At 55.7% G+C, this 22,943-nt stretch carries 29 protein-coding genes; 17 read left to right on the forward strand and 12 right to left on the reverse strand.

The genetic code is table 11. From position 1 onward, the window contains the following. Positions 1 to 5: 5 nt before the first annotated feature. From RO22_RS09585 to RO22_RS09630, 10 genes are all read left to right on the forward strand, one after another. Complete coding sequence (locus RO22_RS09585) at positions 6 to 704, forward strand: HAD-IA family hydrolase (RefSeq protein WP_041158215.1); 699 nt, start codon at positions 6 to 8, stop codon at positions 702 to 704. 1 nt (position 705) lies between these two features. Beyond that, on the forward strand, positions 706 to 2,013 hold the full coding sequence (locus RO22_RS09590) for an NAD(P)/FAD-dependent oxidoreductase (RefSeq protein WP_041158216.1): 1,308 nt from the start codon (positions 706 to 708) through the stop codon (positions 2,011 to 2,013). A 36-nt stretch (positions 2,014 to 2,049) separates the two neighbouring features. Further along, a complete protein-coding gene (locus RO22_RS09595) occupies positions 2,050 to 3,108 on the forward strand; it encodes an ABC transporter substrate-binding protein (RefSeq protein WP_233974237.1) in 1,059 nt (352 codons plus the stop codon). Positions 3,109 to 3,177: 69 nt separating this feature from the next. Next, positions 3,178 to 4,077: an ABC transporter permease gene (locus RO22_RS09600; RefSeq protein ID WP_052475587.1), complete on the forward strand. Its 900-nt coding sequence runs from the start codon at positions 3,178 to 3,180 to the stop codon at positions 4,075 to 4,077. Further along, positions 4,074 to 4,862: an ABC transporter permease gene (locus tag RO22_RS09605; protein ID WP_041158217.1), complete on the forward strand. Its 789-nt coding sequence runs from the start codon at positions 4,074 to 4,076 to the stop codon at positions 4,860 to 4,862. The genes RO22_RS09600 and RO22_RS09605 overlap by 4 nt, the downstream gene beginning before the upstream one ends. Beyond that, positions 4,859 to 5,710, forward strand: a complete 852-nt coding sequence (locus tag RO22_RS09610) for a GNAT family N-acetyltransferase (protein ID WP_052475588.1) — start codon at positions 4,859 to 4,861, stop codon at positions 5,708 to 5,710. Before RO22_RS09605 ends, RO22_RS09610 begins: the two co-directional genes overlap by 4 nt. Positions 5,711 to 5,723: 13 nt before the next feature. Further along, positions 5,724 to 6,647 carry a 2-hydroxyacid dehydrogenase gene (locus RO22_RS09615; RefSeq protein WP_041158218.1) on the forward strand — a complete coding sequence of 308 codons (924 nt, stop codon included), beginning with the start codon at positions 5,724 to 5,726 and terminating at the stop codon, positions 6,645 to 6,647. Positions 6,648 to 6,702: 55 nt separating this feature from the next. Then, positions 6,703 to 8,154, forward strand: a complete 1,452-nt coding sequence (locus tag RO22_RS09620) for an NAD-dependent succinate-semialdehyde dehydrogenase (RefSeq protein WP_041158219.1) — start codon at positions 6,703 to 6,705, stop codon at positions 8,152 to 8,154. 209 nt (positions 8,155 to 8,363) lie between these two features. Then, on the forward strand, positions 8,364 to 9,194 hold the full coding sequence (locus tag RO22_RS09625) for a helix-turn-helix transcriptional regulator (RefSeq protein ID WP_041158220.1): 831 nt from the start codon (positions 8,364 to 8,366) through the stop codon (positions 9,192 to 9,194). A 79-nt stretch (positions 9,195 to 9,273) separates the two neighbouring features. After that, entirely contained in the window at positions 9,274 to 9,885 is a 612-nt protein-coding gene (locus RO22_RS09630; protein ID WP_041158221.1) for a LysE family translocator, read from the forward strand. Here the strand turns inward: RO22_RS09630 and RO22_RS09635 are convergent. Both RO22_RS09635 and RO22_RS09640 read right to left on the reverse strand, forming a co-directional pair. Beyond that, the gene (locus tag RO22_RS09635; protein WP_041158222.1) at positions 9,869 to 10,189 is read right to left on the reverse strand and encodes a hypothetical protein; all 321 of its coding nucleotides are present in this window, start codon (positions 10,187 to 10,189) and stop codon (positions 9,869 to 9,871) included. The two genes, RO22_RS09630 and RO22_RS09635, sit on opposite strands and share 17 nt — an antisense overlap. Positions 10,190 to 10,213: 24 nt before the next feature. Beyond that, the gene (locus tag RO22_RS09640) at positions 10,214 to 10,939 is read right to left on the reverse strand and encodes an ArsR/SmtB family transcription factor (protein ID WP_041158223.1); all 726 of its coding nucleotides are present in this window, start codon (positions 10,937 to 10,939) and stop codon (positions 10,214 to 10,216) included. 75 nt (positions 10,940 to 11,014) lie between these two features. Here RO22_RS09640 and RO22_RS09645 point away from each other — a divergent pair, with 75 nt between their 5' ends. Next, a complete protein-coding gene (locus RO22_RS09645) occupies positions 11,015 to 11,362 on the forward strand; it encodes an NIPSNAP family protein (protein WP_041158224.1) in 348 nt (115 codons plus the stop codon). Beyond that, entirely contained in the window at positions 11,359 to 11,706 is a 348-nt protein-coding gene (locus RO22_RS09650; protein WP_041158225.1) for an antibiotic biosynthesis monooxygenase family protein, read from the forward strand. Before RO22_RS09645 ends, RO22_RS09650 begins: the two co-directional genes overlap by 4 nt. A 10-nt stretch (positions 11,707 to 11,716) precedes the next feature. Here the strand turns inward: RO22_RS09650 and RO22_RS09655 are convergent, their stop codons facing one another. The 5 genes from RO22_RS09655 to RO22_RS09675 form a co-directional block, all read right to left on the reverse strand. Beyond that, positions 11,717 to 12,508: a carbon-nitrogen hydrolase family protein gene (locus RO22_RS09655; RefSeq protein WP_041158226.1), complete on the reverse strand. Its 792-nt coding sequence runs from the start codon at positions 12,506 to 12,508 to the stop codon at positions 11,717 to 11,719. A 292-nt stretch (positions 12,509 to 12,800) separates the two neighbouring features. Next, positions 12,801 to 13,154 carry a hypothetical protein gene (locus tag RO22_RS09660; RefSeq protein WP_041158227.1) on the reverse strand — a complete coding sequence of 118 codons (354 nt, stop codon included), beginning with the start codon at positions 13,152 to 13,154 and terminating at the stop codon, positions 12,801 to 12,803. Continuing rightward, positions 13,151 to 13,780, reverse strand: coding sequence for a TetR/AcrR family transcriptional regulator (locus RO22_RS09665; RefSeq protein WP_052475589.1), 630 nt, complete (start codon positions 13,778 to 13,780; stop codon positions 13,151 to 13,153). Before RO22_RS09665 ends, RO22_RS09660 begins: the two co-directional genes overlap by 4 nt. A 342-nt stretch (positions 13,781 to 14,122) precedes the next feature. Next, positions 14,123 to 14,743 (reverse strand): LysE family translocator, encoded by a 621-nt coding sequence (locus RO22_RS09670; RefSeq protein ID WP_041158228.1) that lies wholly within the window; start codon positions 14,741 to 14,743, stop codon positions 14,123 to 14,125. Between the two features lie 384 nt (positions 14,744 to 15,127). After that, entirely contained in the window at positions 15,128 to 16,117 is a 990-nt protein-coding gene (locus RO22_RS09675) for a LysR family transcriptional regulator (RefSeq protein ID WP_041158229.1), read from the reverse strand. A gap of 73 nt (positions 16,118 to 16,190) precedes the next feature. Between RO22_RS09675 and RO22_RS09680 the strand changes: the two genes are divergently transcribed. Further along, positions 16,191 to 16,682 (forward strand): GNAT family N-acetyltransferase, encoded by a 492-nt coding sequence (locus RO22_RS09680; protein WP_041158230.1) that lies wholly within the window; start codon positions 16,191 to 16,193, stop codon positions 16,680 to 16,682. A 20-nt stretch (positions 16,683 to 16,702) separates the two neighbouring features. Here the strand turns inward: RO22_RS09680 and trpA are convergent, their stop codons facing one another. Beyond that, entirely contained in the window at positions 16,703 to 17,521 is an 819-nt protein-coding gene (gene trpA, locus RO22_RS09685) for a tryptophan synthase subunit alpha (protein ID WP_041158231.1), read from the reverse strand. Positions 17,522 to 17,541: 20 nt separating this feature from the next. Further along, the gene (gene trpB, locus RO22_RS09690; RefSeq protein WP_041158232.1) at positions 17,542 to 18,771 is read right to left on the reverse strand and encodes a tryptophan synthase subunit beta; all 1,230 of its coding nucleotides are present in this window, start codon (positions 18,769 to 18,771) and stop codon (positions 17,542 to 17,544) included. 132 nt (positions 18,772 to 18,903) lie between these two features. Between trpB and RO22_RS09695 the strand changes: the two genes are divergently transcribed. Next, entirely contained in the window at positions 18,904 to 19,818 is a 915-nt protein-coding gene (locus tag RO22_RS09695; protein WP_041158233.1) for a LysR family transcriptional regulator, read from the forward strand. 7 nt (positions 19,819 to 19,825) lie between these two features. Here RO22_RS09695 and RO22_RS09700 read toward each other — a convergent pair whose 3' ends face one another. After that, the gene (locus RO22_RS09700; RefSeq protein WP_233974291.1) at positions 19,826 to 20,692 is read right to left on the reverse strand and encodes a LysR family transcriptional regulator; all 867 of its coding nucleotides are present in this window, start codon (positions 20,690 to 20,692) and stop codon (positions 19,826 to 19,828) included. A gap of 137 nt (positions 20,693 to 20,829) precedes the next feature. On the opposite strand from RO22_RS09700, the gene RO22_RS09705 reads away from it, so the two are divergent. The 3 genes from RO22_RS09705 (at position 20,830) to RO22_RS09715 (ending at position 22,309) form a co-directional block, all read left to right on the forward strand. Then, positions 20,830 to 21,600, forward strand: a complete 771-nt coding sequence (locus RO22_RS09705) for an NAD(P)H-dependent oxidoreductase (RefSeq protein ID WP_035584462.1) — start codon at positions 20,830 to 20,832, stop codon at positions 21,598 to 21,600. 183 nt (positions 21,601 to 21,783) lie between these two features. After that, the gene (locus tag RO22_RS09710; RefSeq protein ID WP_035584465.1) at positions 21,784 to 22,056 is read left to right on the forward strand and encodes a type II toxin-antitoxin system Phd/YefM family antitoxin; all 273 of its coding nucleotides are present in this window, start codon (positions 21,784 to 21,786) and stop codon (positions 22,054 to 22,056) included. After that, positions 22,037 to 22,309 carry a Txe/YoeB family addiction module toxin gene (locus RO22_RS09715; RefSeq protein ID WP_022522593.1) on the forward strand — a complete coding sequence of 91 codons (273 nt, stop codon included), beginning with the start codon at positions 22,037 to 22,039 and terminating at the stop codon, positions 22,307 to 22,309. Before RO22_RS09710 ends, RO22_RS09715 begins: the two co-directional genes overlap by 20 nt. 28 nt (positions 22,310 to 22,337) lie before the next feature. Here RO22_RS09715 and RO22_RS24985 read toward each other — a convergent pair whose 3' ends face one another. Both RO22_RS24985 and RO22_RS24990 read right to left on the reverse strand, forming a co-directional pair. Further along, entirely contained in the window at positions 22,338 to 22,571 is a 234-nt protein-coding gene (locus RO22_RS24985; RefSeq protein ID WP_235270492.1) for a hypothetical protein, read from the reverse strand. A 17-nt stretch (positions 22,572 to 22,588) separates the two neighbouring features. Continuing rightward, positions 22,589 to 22,939, reverse strand: a complete 351-nt coding sequence (locus RO22_RS24990) for a class I SAM-dependent methyltransferase (RefSeq protein WP_235270493.1) — start codon at positions 22,937 to 22,939, stop codon at positions 22,589 to 22,591. Positions 22,940 to 22,943: the final 4 nt, after the last annotated feature.

Genomic DNA, 22,943 nt, shown 5'->3' on the forward strand with positions numbered 1-22,943 from the left:
CGATTATGGAACTTTCCAATTTTAAAGTTCTTACCTTCGATGTCGTGGGCACGCTGATCGATTTCGAAACCGGTGTACTGGATGCTATCCGTCGGCTGGGTGGAAGTGCTGCTCAGGAGTTGAGCGACGACACCATTTTCGAGGCCTACAAACGTGGGCGGGATCGCTACCCTGGCCGTTCGAGCAGTGCCATGGCAGATGTCTACCGCTCGCTGGCAGAGGAGTTGAAGCTGCCTGCGGATTCGGTTTCAGCCGATGCCTTCCAGTTGGCGGTGTTTCGTTGGCCCGCCTTCGCGGATTCAGTGGCGGCACTGAAGCGCCTGCGCAAGCACTATCGTCTGGTAGCAATGACCAATGCCGACCGCACGGCATTCTCCTGCTATTCGCATACCCTTGACGATCCGTTCGACGATAGCGTGACCTGCGACGAGACCGGCGTGGCTAAGCCCAACCCTCAATTCTTCGCTTACAACCGTGGTCGTCAGGCGGCTCATGGCTATAAGTTCTCGGAAATACTGCATGTTGCCCAGAGCCAATACCACGACATCGGAATTGCCAAGGAGCTGGGTTACACCACTTGCTGGATAGAGCGTCGCCAGGGCCAGTCGGGATTCGGCGGTACACCGGAACCCGCACAGGTGACAAAGCCTGACTTTCATTTCCCCACGCTCAAGGCGTTGGCCGACGCCGTAGAGAAGGTGTGATATGAGTGGGCCGCAGCCAGCATCCCAGATTGCTTCACTTTGGCGTGACACGGCGCGTGTCGCGCCTGGCGTCGGGAGCCTTTCCAGTGACAAGGCGGTCGATGTTGCCATCATCGGGGGCGGCTACACGGGATTGACAGCGGCCCACCGGCTGGCCGAAAGAGGTGTCCAAGCCATCGTGGTGGATGCCAATCCTATCGGCTGGGGGGCAAGCGGTCGCAATGGCGGCGTGGTATCCGCCAAGTTCCGGCTATCGTTCCCCAGCATCGCCCAGACCCACGGCATGCCAGTCGCCACTGCCATGCACCGGCTCTGCCATGAGGCGGTGGATGAGGTGGACGCCCTGATTCAGGAGTATGACCTGAAAAGTGCCCGTTTCACGCGCTGCGGCAATCTGCGCTGCGCCCATACGGCCAGGGCATTGGAAGCGATTACCGAAGAAGCCGAATGGATGCGACGGGAATTGGGTGATGATTCGCTGCGATGCCTTTCCGCTGGCGAGGTGGCAGAAGAGACAGGCTCCCACGCGTTTACGGGGGGAGTGCTAGGGCTTGGCGTCGGCACCTTGCATCCGCTTGACTATGTGCGGGGCCTAGCAGAGGGAATTAATCGACGCCATGGCGAGATCGTCTTCGAGCGAAGTCCCGCTAGCCATATTCGCCGCACGGAGGATGGTGTCCGCATCACGACACCAGGTGGTGAGATCAAGGCGCGTCAGGTGATCCTGGCAACGAATGCCTATTCGGATATCACCCCGGTCAGTGCTGCTATCAAGTCGCGCCTGGTTCCGTTCAGAAGCTCGATCATTGCGACTGAGCCGCTTCCGATGGCGCTGCAGAGCCGCCTGATGACCAAGGAGAGAAGCTACGGTGAAACGCGCAGGATGATGCGTTGGTTTCGCAAGGTCGATGGCCGGGTCGTATTCGGCGGCCGGGGAGCATTCGGTAAAAATGATTCCCAGGCGGCATTCGACTCTCTGCGTAAAGCCATGGTGTCGCTCTTTCCAGAGCTTGCCGATATCAGCATCGCCTACCGCTGGTCGGGGCATGTGGGCATGACGCTGGATGCCCTACCCCATGTCGGCAGATTTGACGACAGAGTTTGCTACGCCGCCGGTTACAACGGCGCTGGAGTGGCTATGTCGACTTTACTCGGGCGTTTGGCGGCGGACTATGCCATGGGCGAAAGCCCTGACGTGGCGCTGCTTGCGGCGGAGCGGCTCCAGGCCGTTCCGTTTTACCCCTTGCGTGAAGTCGGTATTCGACTGGTAGCGGGTTACTACCAGTTCCTTGATGCAATCGGGCGCTGATTGGGCGTCGGAAGCATTTACTCAGTTGGAGATCGCATGATGAAAGATACTAACTGCTTGAAATACCTGTTTGGTTCTTCAGTAATGGTCATCGGTACGCTTGGCGCCGGGCAAACGCTGGCTGACGGCGAAATCACTTTCGTCTCCCAGGGTGGCGCGTACCAGGAAGCACAAACGGTTGCCATCCTCGACCCGGTGGCCGAGGCGCTGGGCATCACCATTATCCAGGAGAGCGCCCCCGACGCCTGGCCGATGATCAGAACCCAGGGCACCACCGGCCAGGCGGTGTGGGATGTGGTCGACACCCCGCCGTTGAACTGTGTGCGGGGCGGCAATCAAGGACTGATAGAGGAACTCGACTTCAGCCAGATTCCTAACGCCGAGTCGATGCCCGAGGAGTACAAGACGCCCTACTCGGTTGCCTACGAGTTCTATTCCAGCGTACTGGCCTACAATCCAGAGGCCTTCGATGGTAATCCGCCACAAAGCTGGAAGGACTTCTGGAATGTGGAGGAGTATCCCGGTAACCGTTCACTGCGCAACCACCCGCTAGGAACGCTCGAAGCCGCCTTGATGGCTGATGGTGTTGCACGAGAAGACCTTTATCCGCTGGATGTTGACCGGGCCTTCGCCAAGCTCGAGGAGATCAAACCGCATATCACCACCTGGTGGACCTCCGGCGGGCAGTCGGCGCAGCTGCTCTATGATGGCGAAGTGGATATGTTGATGATGTGGAATGGCCGAGTTAGCGCCATCATCAATGAAGGCGCTGACGCTGACTTCACCTATAACGATGGGGTTTTGCAGAACACGCATCTGTGCATTATCGAAGGCGCGCCCAATCAGGATACCGCCGTCGAGTTCATCAACGCAGCCATCGCCCCTGAGTATCAGGCCAACCTACCTCTGCATATCGACTACGGCCCCGGAAATCCGGCCGCCTTCGATACGGGCAAGATTCCTGATGAGCGTGCCAGGGAGTTGCCGAGTTTCCCCGAAAATGCCGAGCGTCAGGTGTTGATGTCATACGAGTGGTGGGCTTCCTCGGCAGGTGAACAAGCGGAACGTCGCTGGCTGGAGTTCATGCAGCGATAAGAGCGCCGTTGCCGTGGCCCGCCTACGAGTTACGGCAACGCTTGTCGATTTCCCGATAGGAGACATCCTTTGAAAGCGACCGCCATCAACAATAATTACCCTCACGTTAGTCACCGGGATGCGTCACTGGGCTATCGGCGGCGCGAGCATGCGCTCATGCTGCTCCTGATGTCGCCCGCCGTGCTGGTGGTTTTCGTGCTGCTCCTCATCCCCCTTGGCTGGTTGATCGGTCAATCGTTCTATGCCGACGGTTTTTCTCTGGAGCACTATCAGCGAATCTTCACGGAAGGTATTTACTGGAATACGTTCTGGGTCACGTTTCGCATCAGCTTTATCGTGACGCTGCTGGCGCTGCTGATGGGTTACCCCATTGCCTATGCCGCGTCGATATTGCCACGGCGCTGGTCGATGCTGGTATTGGCGCTGGTGATTCTGCCATTCTGGACCAGCGTTCTGGTGAGGGCCTATGCCTGGCTGATCCTGCTGCAACGCTCAGGCGTGGTGAATGAATCCCTGTTGGGCGTAGGCCTTATCGATGCACCGCTGGCGCTGGTGCATAACGAGCTGGGCACCATCATTGCCACGGTGCATATCCTGCTGCCGTTCATGGTCTTGCCGCTTTATGCCACCATGCAGAAAATTCCCAGCGATCTGATACAAGCCGGTGCCAGTCTCGGCGGCACTCCCCTGCATGTGTTCATGAGGGTGTTCTTCCCGCTCTCTCTCAGCGGGGTTTTGGCGGGCATGACCCTCGTGTTCGTGCTGTGCCTCGGCTTCTATATCACCCCCGAGCTGGTGGGTGGAGGGCGCACGGTCATGGCCTCGATGCTGGTCAGCCGCAACATCCAGCTCTATAGCGACTGGGGTGCCGCCAGTGCAGTCAGTGTCGTGCTGCTCATCTGCGTGCTGGCCATTTTCTACGTAGTGAGCCGACTCGTCCCTCTCGAGAAGATACTGGGTGCAAAATGAACAAACTATCCTTGAGCCGAATAAGCTTTATTGGCTATGTGGCGCTGGTGCTGATTTTTCTGATCCTGCCACTGCTGATTGTCGTCCCCATGTCGTTCTCGGACAGCCGTTTTCTGTCCTTTCCACCCAGCAGTTTCTCATTTCGCTGGTATGAAACCTTTTTCAATAATCCAGGGTGGATGTCTGCTGCGAAGACAAGTCTGATCGTGGCGTTTTCCACGGCATTGATCGCCACACCGATTGGCGTGGCAGCTGCCTATGCCATCAATAACTCGTCCCACTGGCTTATGCGTTATTTGAAGATCGTACTTCTACTGCCGTTGATCGTGCCAATCATCATCGTCGCCACTGGTGTGTTCTTCATCTACGCCTTGTCGGGGATGCTCTATACCATTCCCGGTTTGATCATGGCGGATGTGATGCTGGCGCTGCCCTATGTGATCACCGCCGTCACGGCAGGGCTGCACGGTTTCGACCAGACCCAGGAGATGGTGGCTAGAAGCCTTGGCATGAACCGCTTCCGCGCGTTCATGAGCGTCACCCTGCCGCAGATCATGCCTAGCGTAATGACCGGTGCGATCTTTGCGTTCATCCAGGCGCTGGACGAAACCATGGTGGCGCTCTTCATTTCGGGTGGACAGAACCAGCCGCTGACCGTGCGCATGTTCACTGCGCTGCGCGACGAAATCGACCCGACCATCGCCGCCATCAGCACCTTGCTGACAGCCGCTTCCTTCGCACTGGTGTTGCTGCTTGTGCTGGCACGCAGGCAGCCAACGGCATGAATATCGACTTCCTTCCCCTGGAGGAGCGCCACCTCGACCAGGCCGTCCAGCTCTCCAACGCCGTGGGGTGGCCCCATCGGCGATGCGATTGGAAGCGGTTGCTGACGCTGGGCAGTGGTGTCGCTGGTGTTCACAACGGTGAGCTCGTTGCCACCGGGATGCATTGGTCATTCGAGGCCAGGCTGGCAACACTGGGGCTGGTCATCGTATCACCGGACTACAAGCGCCAGGGGCTGGGCCGAAAGGTGATGGAGACGTTACTGGAGGCCATCACCGCCACACGCATTGAGCTGCACGCAACTCAGGCAGGGGCCGATCTGTACCGCTCACTGGGTTTCAAAGAGACCGCCTGGGTGCATCAGTGCCAAGGGTGGGTTGCCGACTCGATGGCGGGGCACGTGCTTTCCCCTTTGCCGCCCCACACTTTGCTGCGGGCCTTTCGTGCGAGCGACTACGAGGCAGTAATTGCCCTGGATGAACAGGCTATCGGCAGCCCACGCCAAGCACTGCTTTCCAGCCTGCTGGCACAGGGTGAGGCGTTGGTGCTGGAACAGGATGATGGCCAATTAAGTGGCGCCGCAATTTGTCGCGACTTTGGCCGTGGATACGTCATCGGCCCAGTCATGGCGGATGGGCATGACGCCGCCAAGTGCCTGACCGAAGCCTGTCTGGTCCGACACTCTAACAGCTTCGTGAGGCTCGACACCCTGGATGCCGACCTGGCCGCCTGGCTTGACGGGATCGGTATTAGCGAGGTCGATCGCATTCCTCAGATGGTCGCGGGAAGCGATCTTCCAAGGAGCGGCCCTACCAAACGTTATGCCCTGGCCAGCCAAGCCTTGGGATGATGGGAGAACCAGCATGAGTTTCGTTTATAACGCGGATCCCGAACGAGGGCGAGAGTGGGAGCGGCTGTTCGCCCTGCACGCACCGGACATGGCATTTCACCACTGGCCAGACTATGGAGATCCCCTTGATGTTCGCTATCTGGGTACCTGGGCCCCAATCGAGGATCTGGAACGCTTCAGCAATCTGGAGGTGATCTTCTCGCTCGGCGCGGGTGTCGACCAGTTTGACCTGGATACTCTGCCCAGCCATGTGCCACTCGTGCGCATGCAGGAGCCCGGAATCGTTGCCACCATGCAGGAGTACGTGGCGATGGCCGTGCTTGGGCTGCATCGGGATTTATTGAGTTACATCACCCAGCAGCGTGAGCGCGTTTGGAAAACATGGCGGGTGCGCCCGGCCGCGCAATGCTGTGTGGGGATATTGGGCCTTGGCCAGTTGGGTGCAGCGGTGGCGCAGCATCTAGTGGAGTTAGGCTTCAACTGTCGTGGCTGGAGCCGCACTGCTCGCGAACTCCCTGGCGTGAAGTGTTATGCGGGGGAGGCAGCGCTGGGGGACTTCCTCGCTGGCAGCGATATCCTTGTCTGCCTGTTGCCGCTGACCGACCACACCCGAGGCATTCTCAATGCCAGGCTTTTTGCTCAATTGCCGCGCGGTGCGTCACTGATCAACGTGGGGCGCGGTGCTCACCTAGTGGATCGCGACCTGCTCTCCGCCCTGGACAGCGGTCAGCTCTCTGCCGCCGTGCTGGATGTATTCGCGCCGGAACCACCACCCGCGGATCACCCCCTGTGGCACCATCCCCGGGTTCTTTTGACGCCTCATGTGGCCAGCATGACCCAACCGGAAAGTGCCGTGATGATGCTGCTGGACAATATTGCCCGGCATCAGGCAGGTCACGAAATGATTGGCGTCGTCGACCGCAAGCGCGGCTATTGAACGCGAGCTGATCCACCAGCCTGACTATTCCATAACAGCAAAGACAGGAATCGACATGAACCAATCGACTACCCTTCTACGCCAGCAGTGTTATATCAATGGGGCCTGGGTCTCGGCTAGCGACGGCCGTACCGTGGCGGTGCATAACCCGTCCAATGGTGAACTCATCGGCCATGTACCTAGCCTCTCCGCAGAGGAAGTTCGCACAGCCATTCAGGCTGCCGAGGAAGCGGGCGCCGGATGGGCGGCGCTGACCGCCAAGGCCCGTGCCATCATTTTGCGGCGCTGGTTTGACCTGTGCATGGAACAGCAAGAGGCCCTGGCACAGTTGCTGACCCTCGAACAGGGCAAGCCATTGGCCGAGGCGCGCGGCGAGATCGCTTATGGTTCGGCTTTCATTGAGTGGTTCGCCGAAGAGGCCAAGCGTGTCTATGGCGACATCATTCCCAGCACAGGCGAAGGCCGACGAACACTGGTGCTCAAGCAGCCGATTGGTGTGGTCGCCGCCATTACCCCTTGGAACTTTCCCAACGCCATGATCACCCGCAAGGCAGGTGCCGCGTTGGCAGCGGGTTGCAGCATCGTGATCAAGCCAGCCAGCGCGACGCCCTTTTCCGCCCTGGCACTGGCTGAGCTGGCCGAGCAGGCGGGCGTCCCCAAGGGGGTACTGAATATCGTCACCGGGCAGGCATCGGTAGTCGGTAACGAGCTGACCGACAACCCAGCAGTGCGCAAGCTGACCTTCACCGGTTCCACCGAAGTCGGCAAACAGTTGATGCAGCGCTGCTCGAACACTGTCAAGAAGGTCTCCATGGAGCTGGGGGGAAATGCGCCCTTCATTATCTTTGACGACGCCAATCTGGACGAGGCAGTAGATGGTGTCATGGCATCCAAATTCCGCAATACCGGCCAGACGTGCGTTTGCGCCAACCGGATATTGGTGCAGAACGGTGTCTACGATGCGTTTGCCGGCAAGCTTAAGGCCGCCGTAGAAGCACTTTCGGTGGGTGACGGTTTTGAGGAGGGAGTAACGCTCGGGCCGCTGATCGACGAGCGTGCCGTCGCCAAGGTGCAGGAGCATATCGACGATGCCCTGAAGGGAGGCGCCCGCTTGTTGACAGGCGGCATTGCTCACACACGCGGCGGCAACTTCCTAAACCCAGCAATTCTCACTGACGTTTCTCGAGATGCTCTGCTGATGCACGAGGAAACCTTTGGCCCAGTGGCCCCCCTGATCCGTTTCGATAGCGAGGAAGATGCCATCACCCTTGCCAACGATACCCCCTTCGGCCTGGCCAGTTACTTCTACACCGAGAATCTCGCCCGCTCCTGGCGAGTGGCGGAGGCTCTGGACTTCGGTATCGTCGGTCTCAATGAGGGCATCATCTCCAGCGAGGTAGCCCCCTTCGGCGGCGTCAAGGAGTCGGGAATCGGCCGCGAAGGCTCCAAGTACGGTATCGATGACTACGTGGAAATCAAATACCTGTGTGTGGGTGGCATTCGTTGACCGGCAAATAGTCCCTCTTTGGAGGGGCTATTTTGTAGCCATGAGCCAGGAGACCTGGCTGTACCTCCGGGTATAGCAGCACGCAGCCATCCCCCATCTTCTGAGCACAGCTCACCAATCTCTGCCCCGCAGCCGATTAGCAATTATGTACAAGCATTAGGGTGCAGTGGTGGCATAAGCTTGTAGTGTGACTAATCAGGAGGGGCGGCATGAGTAACGCAAGCCGGTTTCAATTCATCAAGAGCCAGCACGTGCCAACGCTGACGGTGCTTCACGCTGCTATTGAGGATTTCAGCTACGACCGCCATGCCCACGAGGAGTATGCATTCGGCGTTACGCTGGCGGGGCGTCAGGATTTCTTCAGCGGCGGGCAGTTTCATCGTAGCCCACCGGGCAACGTTATCTTGTTCAACCCAGAGGAAGTTCACGACGGCCAACCGGGCGGAGAGCGCTCACTGGATTACCTGATGGTATATGCGCATCCCGAGCAGGTTAATGCCCTGTTTGCTGATGCTCTGGGCCACGAGCGCACGGCGGACTTTCGCTCAAATAACACTCTTGTTCAGGACATTCGGCTACGCAATGCCATTTTGGAACTGGCGCGCTTAGTCACTTCTCACTCTGGTAGCTGTATCGATCAGGAGAATGCGCTTTATCAGGTAATCGAGCGTACTGTGCAACTCGGCGGGATTTCTCAGCCCAACCAGGTGCTCACCCGCCCCGATGCGCTGCTGGGCCTGGCGAAAGATTATATTCACGCCCACTTGGATACGGATATCTCCCTGGATGACATCAGCCAAGCGGCGCATATCTCCAAGTACCACTTCTTACGCCTGTTTCGTCAGCATTACGGCATTACGCCGCATCAGTATGTGATTAATTGCCGAATCAATGCGGCCCGTTCGGCGCTAGACCTAGGCGCTTCTCTAACAGAGGTCGCTTTGCGCTATGGGTTCTCCGACCTCAGCCATTTCAATCGCCGCTTTAAGCGAATTTATGGCATGACGCCCCATCAGTACCAGCGTGATATCGCACGCTAGGCTCTGCACGAAAACTGCCTGCGCTCGCCGACTTTTCGTACAGGCTCTTACACCTAAATACCAGCATAGAGGTTTAACCATGTTAGGAATTGTCGCCTATGCCCTAGGCGCTATGTATTCGCCTGGGCCTGTGAATCTGCTTGGCTTGAATATTGGCATCAATGGGCAAGCCAGGCAGTCGATTGGGTTTTGCCTTGGCGTGGGTACTGCGATGCTGGCGTACTTATTAGTATTAGGTTGGGCGGGTGCTGCATGGATCGATGATGAAGCACTCATCGTGGTGAGCGCCTTGGGCTGCGCCTATATTGTTTATCTCGCGAGCAAAATTGCCCGTTCAAGTGTTGATATAAGCGAGCCAGACAACGCCCCGCGGCTAGTCAGTTATCGTGATGGGCTGGTCATGCAGCTGCTTAATCCCAAAGCCATTGTGGCCACCCTGCCTATTACCACATTGCAGTTTCCTGCCGCTGACATTCATGGGCTTAGCTTGGTGTTTTGGGCATTCGGGCTGTCGCTGTTAGCCGCGGGCGCACCCGGTAGCTATATCGTGATTGGCAGCGCCGTAGGCAGCCGTATTAAAAGCCCTGCTATCGTTAAGGGCTTTAATTGGCTGATGGCAGCTTTGCTGGTGGCCGTGGCGCTTTCGATTGGTGTTGAGCATGTGTGGGTACCACTTACTGCCCGAAATTGATCCCCAGTCGCAGGGCTTGTAAGCCGTCGAATTCGACACTTACTTCATCAGAGAATAAGGGATGGCCCTGCACTATCAAATCTAGCGTCGCCTGAGAGCCGCGATAGGTGACGGTTACTTCAATATTCGCAGTCGTGTTAATGGGCGCCAGCACACCATACTCAATGTTATCCACGCTAACTGCGGTGAGGCCGCGGTCATCCAACTGCTGCTGAACTTCCCGTTCAACGACAACGCCGTAATAGAAGTAAATACCGGCATAGCCAAGCGCTAACAATATAATCAGTGAAAAGAGCTTTCCCATTATTTCTCTCAGTTTTATAGAATCTTAAAAGGTGACAGCGGCTTGTTGGGCTGAAACCGTTGGCGCACTCTGCGGTGCGAGCATTGCCGACAGCAACTTCTCCCCTTGGGCGCTGAATACGATAACGCGAGAATTTTTTTCTCGCTTCGCCCAGCCAAGCGCCTGAATTCGGGTAAGCAGCGCACTGCCAAGCGCGCCCGCTAGGTGATGCCTGCGCTCGCTCCAATCGAGACACTCCCTACAAAATGAGCGTTTTGAAGAAGCAAGCGCGTCTGTATCGATACCAAATTGATTAAACCACACCCTTCCCTGCTCAGTGAGCTGTAGCCCGCCCGGGTGGTGATAAAGGATGTTCGTTCGCAGCATCTGTTCATACACTGAAACACCCAACTCCCCGGCAAGGTGGTCGTAACAGATACGGGCCTTGCGCAGAGCGGGATCTCGTGGCCCTGTAACAAGACGGTTCCCCTCACTGCGGCAAGCGAGGCCCATCAGCGACTCCAGGAGACTGGCCACCTCCGGCCCCATCAGCCGGAAATAGCGGTGACGGCCCTGCTGCTCCACCGTGATCAGCCCTGCGTCTAGCAGCTTGCCAAGGTGAAAACTGATGGTCTGCTTGGTAACACCGGCCGTGTCCGCCAGTTCGGTCGCTGTCAGCGCACGACCAGACATCAGGGCGGAGAGAACCTCCGCCCGAGCGTTATCGCCGATAAGCGCTGCAACGCGCACAATGTTAGGGCCTTCACTCATGGTTCGATTCTAGTCGAACCACAAGGGGCCGACAACGCGGTATCGTCCTAGCTACCGTTCAAAGGAGATACCCCTATGAGCATTACCTGCTTTATCCGCTACGAGATCGATCCTTTCCAACGCGACGCTTTCAAGGCGTACGCCGAGAACTGGGGGCAAATCATACCCCGGTGCGGTGGCCACCTTATCGGTTATTTTCTTCCCTACGAGGGCACTAACAATGTTGCCTGGGGGCTAATCGCATTCGATAGCCTGGCTGCCTATGAGGCCTACCGTGCCCGGCTGAAGTCTGACGAAGGCGGGCACGCGAACTTCACCATGGCTCAAGAGAAGAAGTTTATTCTCAAGGAGGAGCGCAGCTTCGTTGAGGTGGTGGACGGCACACTGGGCGTTGAATCTGTCTATCCGTGGAGTGTTTTATGATCGCCGTGATATTTGAAGTGCTACCGCATTCGGAACGGAAACAGGACTACCTGGACGCTGCCAGCGGACTGAGCCAACACCTGGAAGGCGTCGACGGTTTTATCTCGATTGAGCGCTTCGAGAGCCTCACACATCCTGGAAAGATCCTGTCGCTCTCCTTCTGGCGGGACGAAGAAGCCGTGAAGCAGTGGCGCACGTTCGAACCTCACCGTTCCGTCCAGAAATCGGGCCGGCAGGATATCTTTGCCGACTACCGGCTCCGCGTCGCTTCCGTCATCCGGGACTACGGAATGAACGACCGCCGCGAGGCACCGAGGGATTCGCTTGACGTGCACCCATCATAAAGCGGGCGGGCTAGCCCACTGGGTAGCTGTCTTCGATAGGTAAATTGGTCACTAGCGAGGCGCCGAGTGCGCCTCCGTTTATAGCGCAAATCACAATGCAGGCTTCAGTGCCGTCAGCCGTGATCACGAGTTCACCATCTACCTTCCAGACGCCGCTTTTGCCGCAGGTTTGCCAGCCACCTGTGTTGGAAATGTAGTTAGCAAGTAGCACCGGGAACTGGTGGCGTTTCGCCATAGAGGCAAGTAGCTGTGCATCGACCTCGTACCCTGCTTCAGATATCAGCGCGCTGGCGATATATACCTCCGCTTGCTGGGCGGCAGCCGTTTCTGAATGGGAGGGATTGGCGAAGTCTGCACAAATGGCCAAGGCTATTCGAGTACCGTTAACCGTAAATAGATAACTTTCATTGCCAGTCGAACAGTAAACCGCTTCCCCTTCGTGCAGGTATTGCTTTGCATAGAATGCTCGCTCGCCGTTGGGAAAGCAGATAACCGCCCCTATCTGCGGTTTTTTGCCTTCACTAACGAGCGGGCAGCCTGCTATCACGACGATATTATGGGCAACGGCGGCTGTGGAAAGTGTGCCGAACACCTCTGAATCTTTCGGCAACGCTAGCTGTTCTAGTAGTTCAAGCTCATAACCGGTCAGCGAAAGCTCAGGGAACACCACTAGATCAGCCCCTCGCTCGGCGGCGTGCTGAATATAGGTAAGGTGCATTTCAAGATTTTCGGCCACTGCGCCTTTTACAACAAGCAACTGAGCGAGTGCGATAGTGGTACCGCTTGTGCTTCTGAATTTCATTTCAGCACGCCTCGCCTTTAAATATTTTGTTCACTTCAGCCATAAAAGATTCAGTTAACAAAAAAAATCGATTTTTTATTAACTTGGTATTGCTACCATATCACCGCTTCTTGTCGCCCTTGCTGGGCTCTCGCAATGGCTAACTTAGATTGCGGGCTATTTTTCCAGCTTGATGACGGTGGGGCCAACGCCCTTCACGCTCAACAAGGCGTCTCTTTCTGCATCTGAATAGGCCACTTGTTTCTAGCTCGCTACTAGTTAATCAGATTCGCCATCTGCTGAGAGTTTTCTCTTAAAACCTGGGTGAGAATCCCCGCTCTTCGCAGGCATCCCGTGGTTTATGCACCACTAAGGCACGTTCAGAAAAGCTACGCCACGGGATCTCCATACCAAACACATCAAACGTCATCATACCCGAGCGGCAGTTGATCAGAACGTCTACCACATAACCGCGATGGACCATGCCCACTGTCGTGGTATCAAGCTCTTGCCAGTGTATCGGCTGGCCGGTGAAGTCAGTGTAAGGAGGTTCGTAACCGCCCTGAGTCTGATCGAAGGATCGAAAATCCATGATGAAGCCAATACATAGGAGCAGTACGCTTACGAAACCGATCAGGGCAAACCCCGCAACCATCGTCGCTTTCATCGGCTTGGCTGTCTTGCAGAGAGCGAGTGTTCGACTTCGGTTCGGCAAGCTAGTGACACACTTTGTTGAATTCTCATCCAGCCCTCTTCTGTATGTAGTGATAGTCCCCCATAAGCTGCATCGCGACGGGCACGGATCATCAGATACTGAATGCCCGCGACCAGCACATTCGCCAGCGCCAAGACATCTTGTGAATACTCTTCTGCATCGGGAAAGATGGCTTCAATCACCTTTAGCCCCCAGCGTTCGCGAGTGTTGGCCAGCGCCTGGGTTAAGGCATTGTCTTCCACCATTTCCCAAGCCAATATCTCGATAGTTTGCGGCCTGGCGCGAAGTGCATTTAGCAATCCCAGGATCACGCGTTCCAAGCGCGCTTGAATGGGAAGCAAGCTTATAGCGGCAGGATCATCATTCAGCACCTCAGCAATCCCCGGCCAAAAATCTCCGCTCTCGCCGTAAGCTTTAAGTAGATTTGGCAGTCCATCGAAGTATCGATAGATGAGCACTTTGTCCACGCCTGCCGCACGTGCCACGGCGTTGACCCCCAGCCTTTTAAAGCCCTGTTTAGCAACAATGTCACCTACCGCGCGAATTAACCGCTGTTCGGACTGTTTACGATCACCCATTCCGAATTACTCCAGACTATTTGCGTCAATAACTCGCTAAATACCCAGATACTATCTTCCAGGCTATTTAACAGGACTATCCCGTAGGGTTAACCAACGAGCAGGCTGTCATCATGAGTCGCCAACACATCACCTTGTCACCGATTGGTGACTTTTTATATCACCAAGCGGTGACAAGCAAGCCGTTTGCGAAAAAAGGTTATTCATTCACCTGACCAGCGCTCGGAAAAGCACATCAAGTAGTGAGGGTAAGGGCTTCAGGGGAAGAAGGTACTTCGCGCAGAAATTATCGCTCGCTAAGAAGAAAGTTCTTAACGAGCATCCAGCAATCGCAACAACGTTTCACTCTTTCTTAGCCAATAGCAGTCCTACCCCTGCGCTGGCTAATAAGCCTGCGCAGCAGCGGTTGAATAAACGCCGCATGGCGGGGCGTGAAAACCAGTGGCTTAAAAAGCTGCCTGCATAGGCGTAACCGGCAATCGCTACCCATTCCAGCAGCAAAAACAGCGCACCTAGAACTATAAACTGCTGCCCTACATTGCCGCTGGGCTCCACAAACTGCGGTAGGAATGCGGTAAAAATCAGGATGGCTTTTGGGTTACCGGCGGCAAGCAGGAACTCTTGTCGCGCCAGCTCAAATAGGCTCTTGGGCTGAGTGTCTCCGTCAACACTCTCAGTGCTGTCGGCACCCCATAATTGATACGCCAGCCATAACAGATAGAGGCCACCCACTACCTTGATGACTAGGAAAATCTTTTCAGAGGTGTAAAGCAGCGTAGCCAAGCCGGTCGCAGCAAGCGTAATCATGCCAACAAAGGCTGCCAGCCGCCCAATACCTGCAAGACAAGCAGCCCTAACACCATAGCGCTTGGCATTGGTCAGTGACAGCAAATTGTTAGGCCCCGGCGCCATATTGAGGGCGAAGCAGGCAGGGATAAACAACAGCAGCGTGGTTAGGTTCATCAAAGCACTCCTTTCAGCTCGCATTAGTATTCACAGTTACTTCACTCCTGATCCACCTAGACTAGCCGCCAAGCTTTCCAGCCGTCCAGGCTGACGGTGTACAGGCCACTTTGGGTACCCTTGCTGCCCGTTTCCACACCGATCATGTGATCCTTCGGGTCATCCAGGAATGGGTAGAACAGCCCAATGGTGTTCGATGTCCGTGGTGCCCATGTAGATCACACACGGCAGACCAAACCATGCCACTACCGTGACGATGATCGGGTCTGACACTGCCTACATAGGCTGATGGGCAGCGGCCTGGGGTTTCAGACCTTCCCCGATACTCCGCTCCACGTTTTCCTCCACCATGATGGTACCGTCTTCATCATCCGCGATTAAGGGCTAAATGATCGAGGCATCGGAAGGTTCGCTTGACGCATTATCCAATGCCAACATCAGCTGTTCGCGTATCCAACGGTGACCTGGTGCCCCTGAGTGACGGACATGATGAAGCATGCGCAGCGTATAGCGAGGTGCCTCGAAGGGGACGTCATGCACGATAAACGGCAACGTGTTGACCCATTCCAGAGCGGCCCGACGCGGCAACGTAAAAAGATAATTCGACTGGGCAACGATATAGGGCGCGGCCATGAGGCTTGGCAACTGCACGGCTACATCTCTCTGTCGCCCCAGCTGTGCCAGAGCGCCGTCGATCACGCTACTTGCATCTTCCCAGGGCCGAGCGGCGATATGCCGTTCGGCCAGGTACCGTTCGAGCGATAAGTAATCGCCGATCCGTTCATGGCCTTTGCGTGCAATCACCACGTAGTCATCACTCAGGCAATCACATGCCGCTACCCCCTCCGGCAGCGTCGCCTGGCCGTGCGAAACGCCCAGCGCAAAATGGATTCGCCCCTCGCGCAGCTCATCCAGCGAGTCATGGTGGGTGGCATAGATCACCTTGAGATGCAGATGCGGTGCCAGACGCTCCAGCCGAGCGACCAGCAGCGGCAGTACTGCGTAGGCAGTGTAATCGGTGGCCGCGAAGACGAAGGTTTTCTCGCTGGTAGCGGGCGAAAATGGAGACCTATCAATGAGCCGGTCTGACAAAATATGCAGTGCGTCTGAAACACCATCGGCCATCAGTTCGGCCTGCGCCGTGGGTTGCATGGCGTTGCCCGTGCGGACGAACAGCTCGTCAGCGAGGGCGTCACGCAAACGTGATAGGGCGTGGCTGCACGCCGAGGGGCTCATCGACAATTCGTCGGCCGCCATAATCACACTACGATGACGTAATAACGCATCGAAAACCAACAGCAGATTGAGATCAAGGCGGCGCAGAGTGGAGTGCATAAGCTGCATAAAGACCTGAATAGAATGCAGGACATACATCTTTGGTTTTCTTTATCATTCTGTCAACGAATTGCTACCCAACCCGCCGACTGGCAGAAAAGGAGCCTGCACCATGAACGAACCTATCTTCCGAAACGCCATACCAGCCGACACCATGCGCTGCTACCGAATCGAGGAATCCGCCTACGAAGGCGATGAGGGAGCCACCCAGGAAAAGATCGCCACACGCATCGAGCAGTACCCGCAAGGCTTTCGTGTCCTGGAACTGGACAAAGAAGTGATCGGTTTCATCAACAGCGGGTGCGCGCATAAAGTGGTGATGTCCGACGAGTCGTTCAAGGAACTGGAGGGCCATGATGCCAAGGCGCCCAACGTGGTCATCATGTCGGTGGTGATAGACCCCGCGTACCAGGGCATGGGCTACGCATCAAAGATGATGCGAGCCTTCGTCGAGCACATGAAAGCGCTGGGCAAACAGACGATTCATTTGATGTGTAAGGAGCGTCACGTCGAACTATACAAACGCATGGGGTATCGCTACGTGAAACCTTCAGACTCCAATCATGGCAGTATGGCATGGCACGAGATGGTCATGGATCTATAAAGCCGCGCCACCGAAATAGCCTATTTTCGGCACGCCCAGACACTCTGCGCCAGTTCACTTACCAGACCATGCACACGCTCAACGGCTTCATCAGGCGTGTTGGCATTTTCGATACAGTCAACCAGTGCTGAGCCCACGACGACCGCATCGCTGAAGCGGCCAATGGTGGCGGCTTGTTCGGCAGTACGGATGCCAAAACCAACGGCGATGGGCAGCTCCGTATGTTCACGAAGCCCGGCTACTGCGCCTTCCAACCGTTCTGGCGTGGGTGCACTTCCACCAGTGACACCGGCAACGGAAACGTAGTAGATAAACCCAGAGGCGTTCGCCAGCACCTTGGGCAGGCGTTTGGCATCGGTGGTCGGCGTGGCCAGGCGAATAAAATCGATGTTGTGTTGCGCCGCTGGCTGGCAGAGCTCTTCGTCGTGCTCGGGCGGCAGGTCTACCACGATCAGGCCATCGACCCCGGCCTTGGCGGCATCGGTCAAGAAGCGCTCGACGCCGTAGCAGTAAATGGGGTTGTAGTAGCCCATCAGCACAATGGGCGTGGTGCTGTCTTCTTCACGGAAGCGGCGCACCATTTCCAGCGTTTTGGCTTGTGTCTGGCCGTTATTCAAGGCACGCAGCGCGGCTTTCTGGATGGCGGGACCATCGGCCATTGGATCGCTGAACGGCATACCGAGTTCGATGATATCTACCCCCGCTTTTGGCAGCCCGTGCAACAGGCGGCGGGAGGTGTCGGCATCAGGATCGCCAGCGGTTAGGTAGCTGACCAGCGCCGGGCGGTTTTGCTGCTTGAGGGAAGCAAAGCAGTATTCAAGACGAGAGGTATGGGTCATGACGTTCTCCTGTGTCGCGCTCATAGCTGTTTAACCCCGAATTTTTCACCCAGGTGATGGGCGACGCTCATCATGTCCTTATCGCCCCGGCCGCTGAGGTTGACCACCATTAAGTGCTCGCGGGGCAGGCTGGGGGCACGCTTGGCCACTTCGGCCAGGGCATGGGCGGTCTCCAGGGCGGGAATAATGCCCTCCTGGCGGCAGCAGACCTGAAAAGCTTCCAGCGCTTCATCGTCAGTGGCAGAGACGTACTCGACACGCCCCTGCTCGTGCAACCATGCGTGCTCTGGCCCGATACCAGGGTAATCCAGCCCGGCGGAAATCGAGTGAGCGTCGATAATCTGGCCATCTTCGTTTTGCAGCAAGTAGGTGCGGTTACCGTGCAGCACGCCGGGGGTGCCGCCGTTCAGGCTGGCCGCATGTAGGCCGCTTTTAACGCCCTTGCCACCCGCTTCCACGCCAATCATCTTCACGTTGAGGTCATTCAGGAAAGGGTGAAACAGCCCCATGGCGTTTGAACCGCCACCAATGCAAGCCACCAGCGAGTCCGGTAGGCGACCTTTCTTTTCCAGCATTTGGGCGCGGGTTTCATGACCGATCACTGCCTGGAAATCGCGTACCATGGCGGGGTACGGGTGTGGCCCAGCCACGGTGCCAATAATGTAGAAGGTGTCGTCGACATTCGTTACCCAGTCACGCAGCGCTTCGTTCATGGCGTCTTTTAGCGTACCGGTGCCCGAGGTAACGGGGATCACTTCCGCGCCCAGCAGCTTCATGCGGAATACGTTGGGCTGCTGGCGTTCGATGTCGGTTGCGCCCATATAGATCACACACGGCAAACCAAAGCGCGCCGCAACGGTAGCGGTGGCAACGCCGTGCATGCCTGCACCGGTTTCCGCGATGATGCGCTTTTTGCCCATCTGCTTAGCCAACAACACCTGACCGATGCAGTTGTTAATCTTGTGCGCGCCGGTGTGATTCAGCTCTTCGCGTTTGAGATAAATGCTCGCCCCGCCAAAGTGCTCGGTCAGCCGTTCAGCGAAGTAGAGCGGGCTTGGCCGCCCGACATAGTCGCCCTGGAAATAGGCCAGCTGGCGTTGGAACTCGGGATCGTTTTTGGCGGTGGTGTATTCGTCTTGCAGCTCAAGAATCAGCGGCATCAGGGTTTCGGCGACAAAGCGGCCGCCAAAGTTGCCAAACAAACCGTTGGCATCGGGCAGGCTCTGGGATACGTCTACAGGTTGATTCATCGCGACCTCTGAGTGCGTTATCGAACATTGCAGTGAAAACAATGCAGTGAAAATAGCGCAAGCAGGTGGGGATAAAAATCGATAAGATGTCAGCAACATGTGAGCTTAAGTCAACTATCAGCAGGATGTCTCATGCAACACAGCATGCCGCCGCTTAGCGCTCTGCGCGCCTTTGAAGCCACTGCCCGTTTGGGTAGCGTGACCGCCGCTGCCGATGAGCTAAGCGTGACTCACGGTGCTGTCAGCCGCCAGCTAAAGAGCCTGGATGACCATTTTGGAGTAGCACTTTTTGCCAAAGCGGGCCGAGGTATTGTACTGACCTCGCACGGGGAGCGACTGCAGAGTGGTGTTGGTGAAGCGTTTTCACGCTTGAAGGATAGTTGCGCAGCGCTCAAGCGTGATGTTGAAGAGGCTCCTTTCACCCTGGCCTGCCCTGGCAGCCTTTTGGCCCGCTGGCTGATTCCCCGCCTGGATCGTCTGCACCACGAGCTGCCCCAGCTGAAATTGCAGGTGGTGGTGAGTGAAAGCGAGCAGCCGGGTACACAAACGGATGCCAGCGCCACCCTGGCATTTGCCGAGCCGCCCTGGCCCACAGGTGTTGAGGTATTCGAGCTGATGGAAGAGCAGATATGTGCGGTGGCAAGCCCGCAGCTGGCGGCCCAGTGCGATGCAACAAAGCCTGGATCTCTACTTGCCAATAAGCTCTTGTATACATCTTCCCGCCCCCAGGCGTGGCCGCAGTGGGCCACTGCCAAAGGGCTGGAACTGACAGAGCTTGAGGCGGCGCTAAGCAGAGGTCAGAGGTTCGATCACCTTTACTACTTGATGGAAGCGGCAGTGGCGGGCCTGGGTATCGCCATCGCGCCGAGGCTATTGGTGGAGGACGACCTTAAGAGCGGGCGGCTGATTGCGCCCTGGGGAAGTATCGAAACCCCCGCCCGTCTCTGCCTGTGGTTGCCCAGCCAAGCCGATAGCCGCCGAAGCGAGCCACTGGCAGAGTGGCTTAAGCGGGAGTTGGGGCTGGACGCTGCTAATATGACGGCTTGATCAACGTTTATTTCGCGCAAAGGATACGTGATATTTGCTCACGCACCCAACGATGTGCGCTGTGACCATGATTGCGCTCATGCCACACCATACCGACTTTGAATCCCAGTGATTTAATGGGGGATTCAACAACTTTAAGGTCGGAACGCTGGGCAACTAAACGCCGTGGCACCAGTGCCACAAAACGTGAGTGAGCAACAATCTCAAGGACGAACAGGAATGAAGATGTCGACAGAACAACATTGCGCCTATAACCCAATGTTTGTAAGACCTGATCCACCTGAGTGGAAAAATCGCCTCCGCTGAGCGAAACGATTACATGCTCGAGCTGGACATACTCTTCAATCGTCATTTCTTCACTTAGCTGTGAGTGATTCCAGCACCCAACCAGCACATAGTTCTCATCATACAGCGGCCTGATTCGTAAAACCTTGGGCGCCTCTTCGGGTGTCATGAGTGCAAGATCCACTTCACCCCGTGCCATTTGAGCTTCCAGCCTGGGTGGCTCCAGACTACGTATGGCGATTCTAATGCCAGGTGCTTGACGCCTTAATTCGTTCATGACCGCCAATCCAATGACCGCTTGAAGGTAATCGGTGCATGCAATCGTAATGGTCAGCGACGCTTGGGCAGGTTCAAAGTGCTGGTGCGTTATCAGCGTCTCTCGCACCTGATCCAGTGCAATACGTAGTGGGGTAAGTAACTCCAACGCTTTGGTGGTAGGCATCATCCCGCGGTGAGCCGGAATGAGCAGCGGGTCGTTGAACATATCCCTAAGGCGGCTCAGCTGAGCGCTGACGGCAGGCTGACTAAGATGCAACCGTGCGGCGGCTCTCGTGACATTTTGCTCTTCAAGCAAAGCCTCTAAGGTCACCAACAAATTAAGATCCAGCCTTTTATTATCCATATTTTATATAGTAGATCATAAAACTATTAATTTCATTGATAGCTTATTCTTGCCCACAATCTCTAGCGTATCCACCAAGTAAATTCGCCTGTAGGAGCATTAGAGTGTCCAAGACCATATTGATTGTGTATGCGCACCCAGAACCCACATCATTGACCCGCCGGTTCGTAACTGAAACGGTACAAATACTGGAGCGACAAGGCCAAACCGTGCTGCAGTCAGACCTATATGGCATGGGTTGGAAAGCGACGTTTGATGAGCACGATTTCCCCAACCGTATAAATAATGACCGGCTAGGCTTTATTCAAGAGTCGCAGCACGCCTATGCCACTCACCAGCAGACGCAGGATGTCGCCGCAGAGCAGGACAAGCTGCTTGCCGCCGACGCCGTCATATTCCACTTTCCCTTGTGGTGGTTTGGTATGCCCGCCATTCTCAAAGGCTGGATAGACCGGGTGTACGCCTATGGATTTGCTTACGGATACAAAGATGAAGGCAATCGTTATCGCTATGGAGACGGTATTCTCAAAGGCAAACGGGCATTACTGTCGGTAATGGTGGGTGGCCCAGCGGAGGACTATTCACCCCGAGGTATTAATGGCCCCTTGGAGGAATTGCTATTCCCCATCACCCACGGCGCCCTGTTTTTCCCAGGTATGGATGTACTGCCAACCCATGCCGTGTATGGCACCGGCAAACTTTCGAAAGTCAGCGTAGCGAAGGAGCTAGCCGCTTGGCGTCTACGCCTCGAAAATCTTTTTAATGAATCCCCTATTCCATTCCGGCGGCAAAATGGTGGGGAGTATCAGCAAAATATACTCGCTGACCATATTGCTATGGGGAAAGAGGGACTGACCATTCACATCGACCATTAGCAGATTTTTAGACAGCAACATCATGCAGACAAAGTATTATTAGCTGCACAATATTACCAGCACGTGCAACTATGAATTCAGGAAATCTAGGCCAAGCGCAGCGATAAAGCTATCGCTGCGCTTGGCCTTGTCGGAGCTAGTGAGATATAGTTGTACGGAATTTCCGTACATTATGGTGACGTTATGGATATTATCAGTGTTAACAAATTCAGAGACAACCTGAAAAGCGTAGTAGAACAAGTGATTAGCCAGCACGAACCCTTAAAGGTAACCCGTCGTGCCGGAGAGGCGTTTGTGGTGATTAGCGCTGAGGACTGGGAAAGAGAGCAAGAAACACTGCATGTGCTTCAGAACCGAGACCTCATGCAACAAATTGCGGCTTCTCTAGATACCCATAGTCGTGGTCAAGGATACCAACCTGATAATGAGCAGATGAATGAGATCACTGGTATTTGAGGGCCGTACGTGGGAAGCCTATGAAAAAATGCGTGAAACAGATAAGAAGCTGCATAAAGCGCTCTGCAAACTCTTAAAAGAAATGCTCCGCTCTGACGATCCAACGGCTGGTATCGGAAAACCCGAGCCACTCAGACACAATCTTTCTGGCTTGTGGTCAAGGCGCATTTCACAAAGAGATCGGCTGATCTACCGGTTCGATGACAAAGCTATTTATATTTTTGCCATCGGCGGACATTACGATCAGTCCTGATAATAGTTAATTGATGAAAAGCACGACGCTACCTTTTCTGCACTATCAAATAAGTATGCAACTCCGGGTGCTGATCGTACTCCAGATGTCTGCACACCGCGCCTAACTTCATCAATAAGGATACGAAGCCGTTTGTGCCAAGCGTAGAGTAGTAGACCTCGGGCCCCATAAAACTATCGGTATGCTCACTAGGTTCTTCGGTACCGCCGAAAGAGAAGATCAGTACCCCACCCTTATTCAGGCTTCCGATAAGTTTGGTCATCACACTTTCCTGCTGCGCTAGCGGAATATGCCAAATGCTGTCCCCCAGGCGGTGATAAAGTCGTATTTTTCCAGCGGCTGCCACTGGCAAATATCCTGGTGGTGAAAGGTCACGTCAGGGTGCTTCTGCTTAGCGAGGCGCAGCATTTCATCGGAAATATCCACGCCTTCAGGCGTAAAGCCTTCTTGTTGCAAGAAGTCGATAAAGCGGCCGGTACACCCACAACCGATATCGAGTGCCTTTCCTCGGCCCTTCACAAACGAAAGCGCCCTTTTGTGCGCCTCTATCCCGTTAGCGAGATTGAATTTTTCGCTTTCCCAGAGGTGGGTGATCTGATCGTAGGCGCTGCCAATATCAGTGGGTGTCATGGAT

Origin of the sequence: Halomonas sp. KHS3, from assembly GCF_000830495.1 — a bacterium.
Lineage (GTDB): Bacteria > Pseudomonadota > Gammaproteobacteria > Pseudomonadales > Halomonadaceae > Vreelandella > Vreelandella titanicae.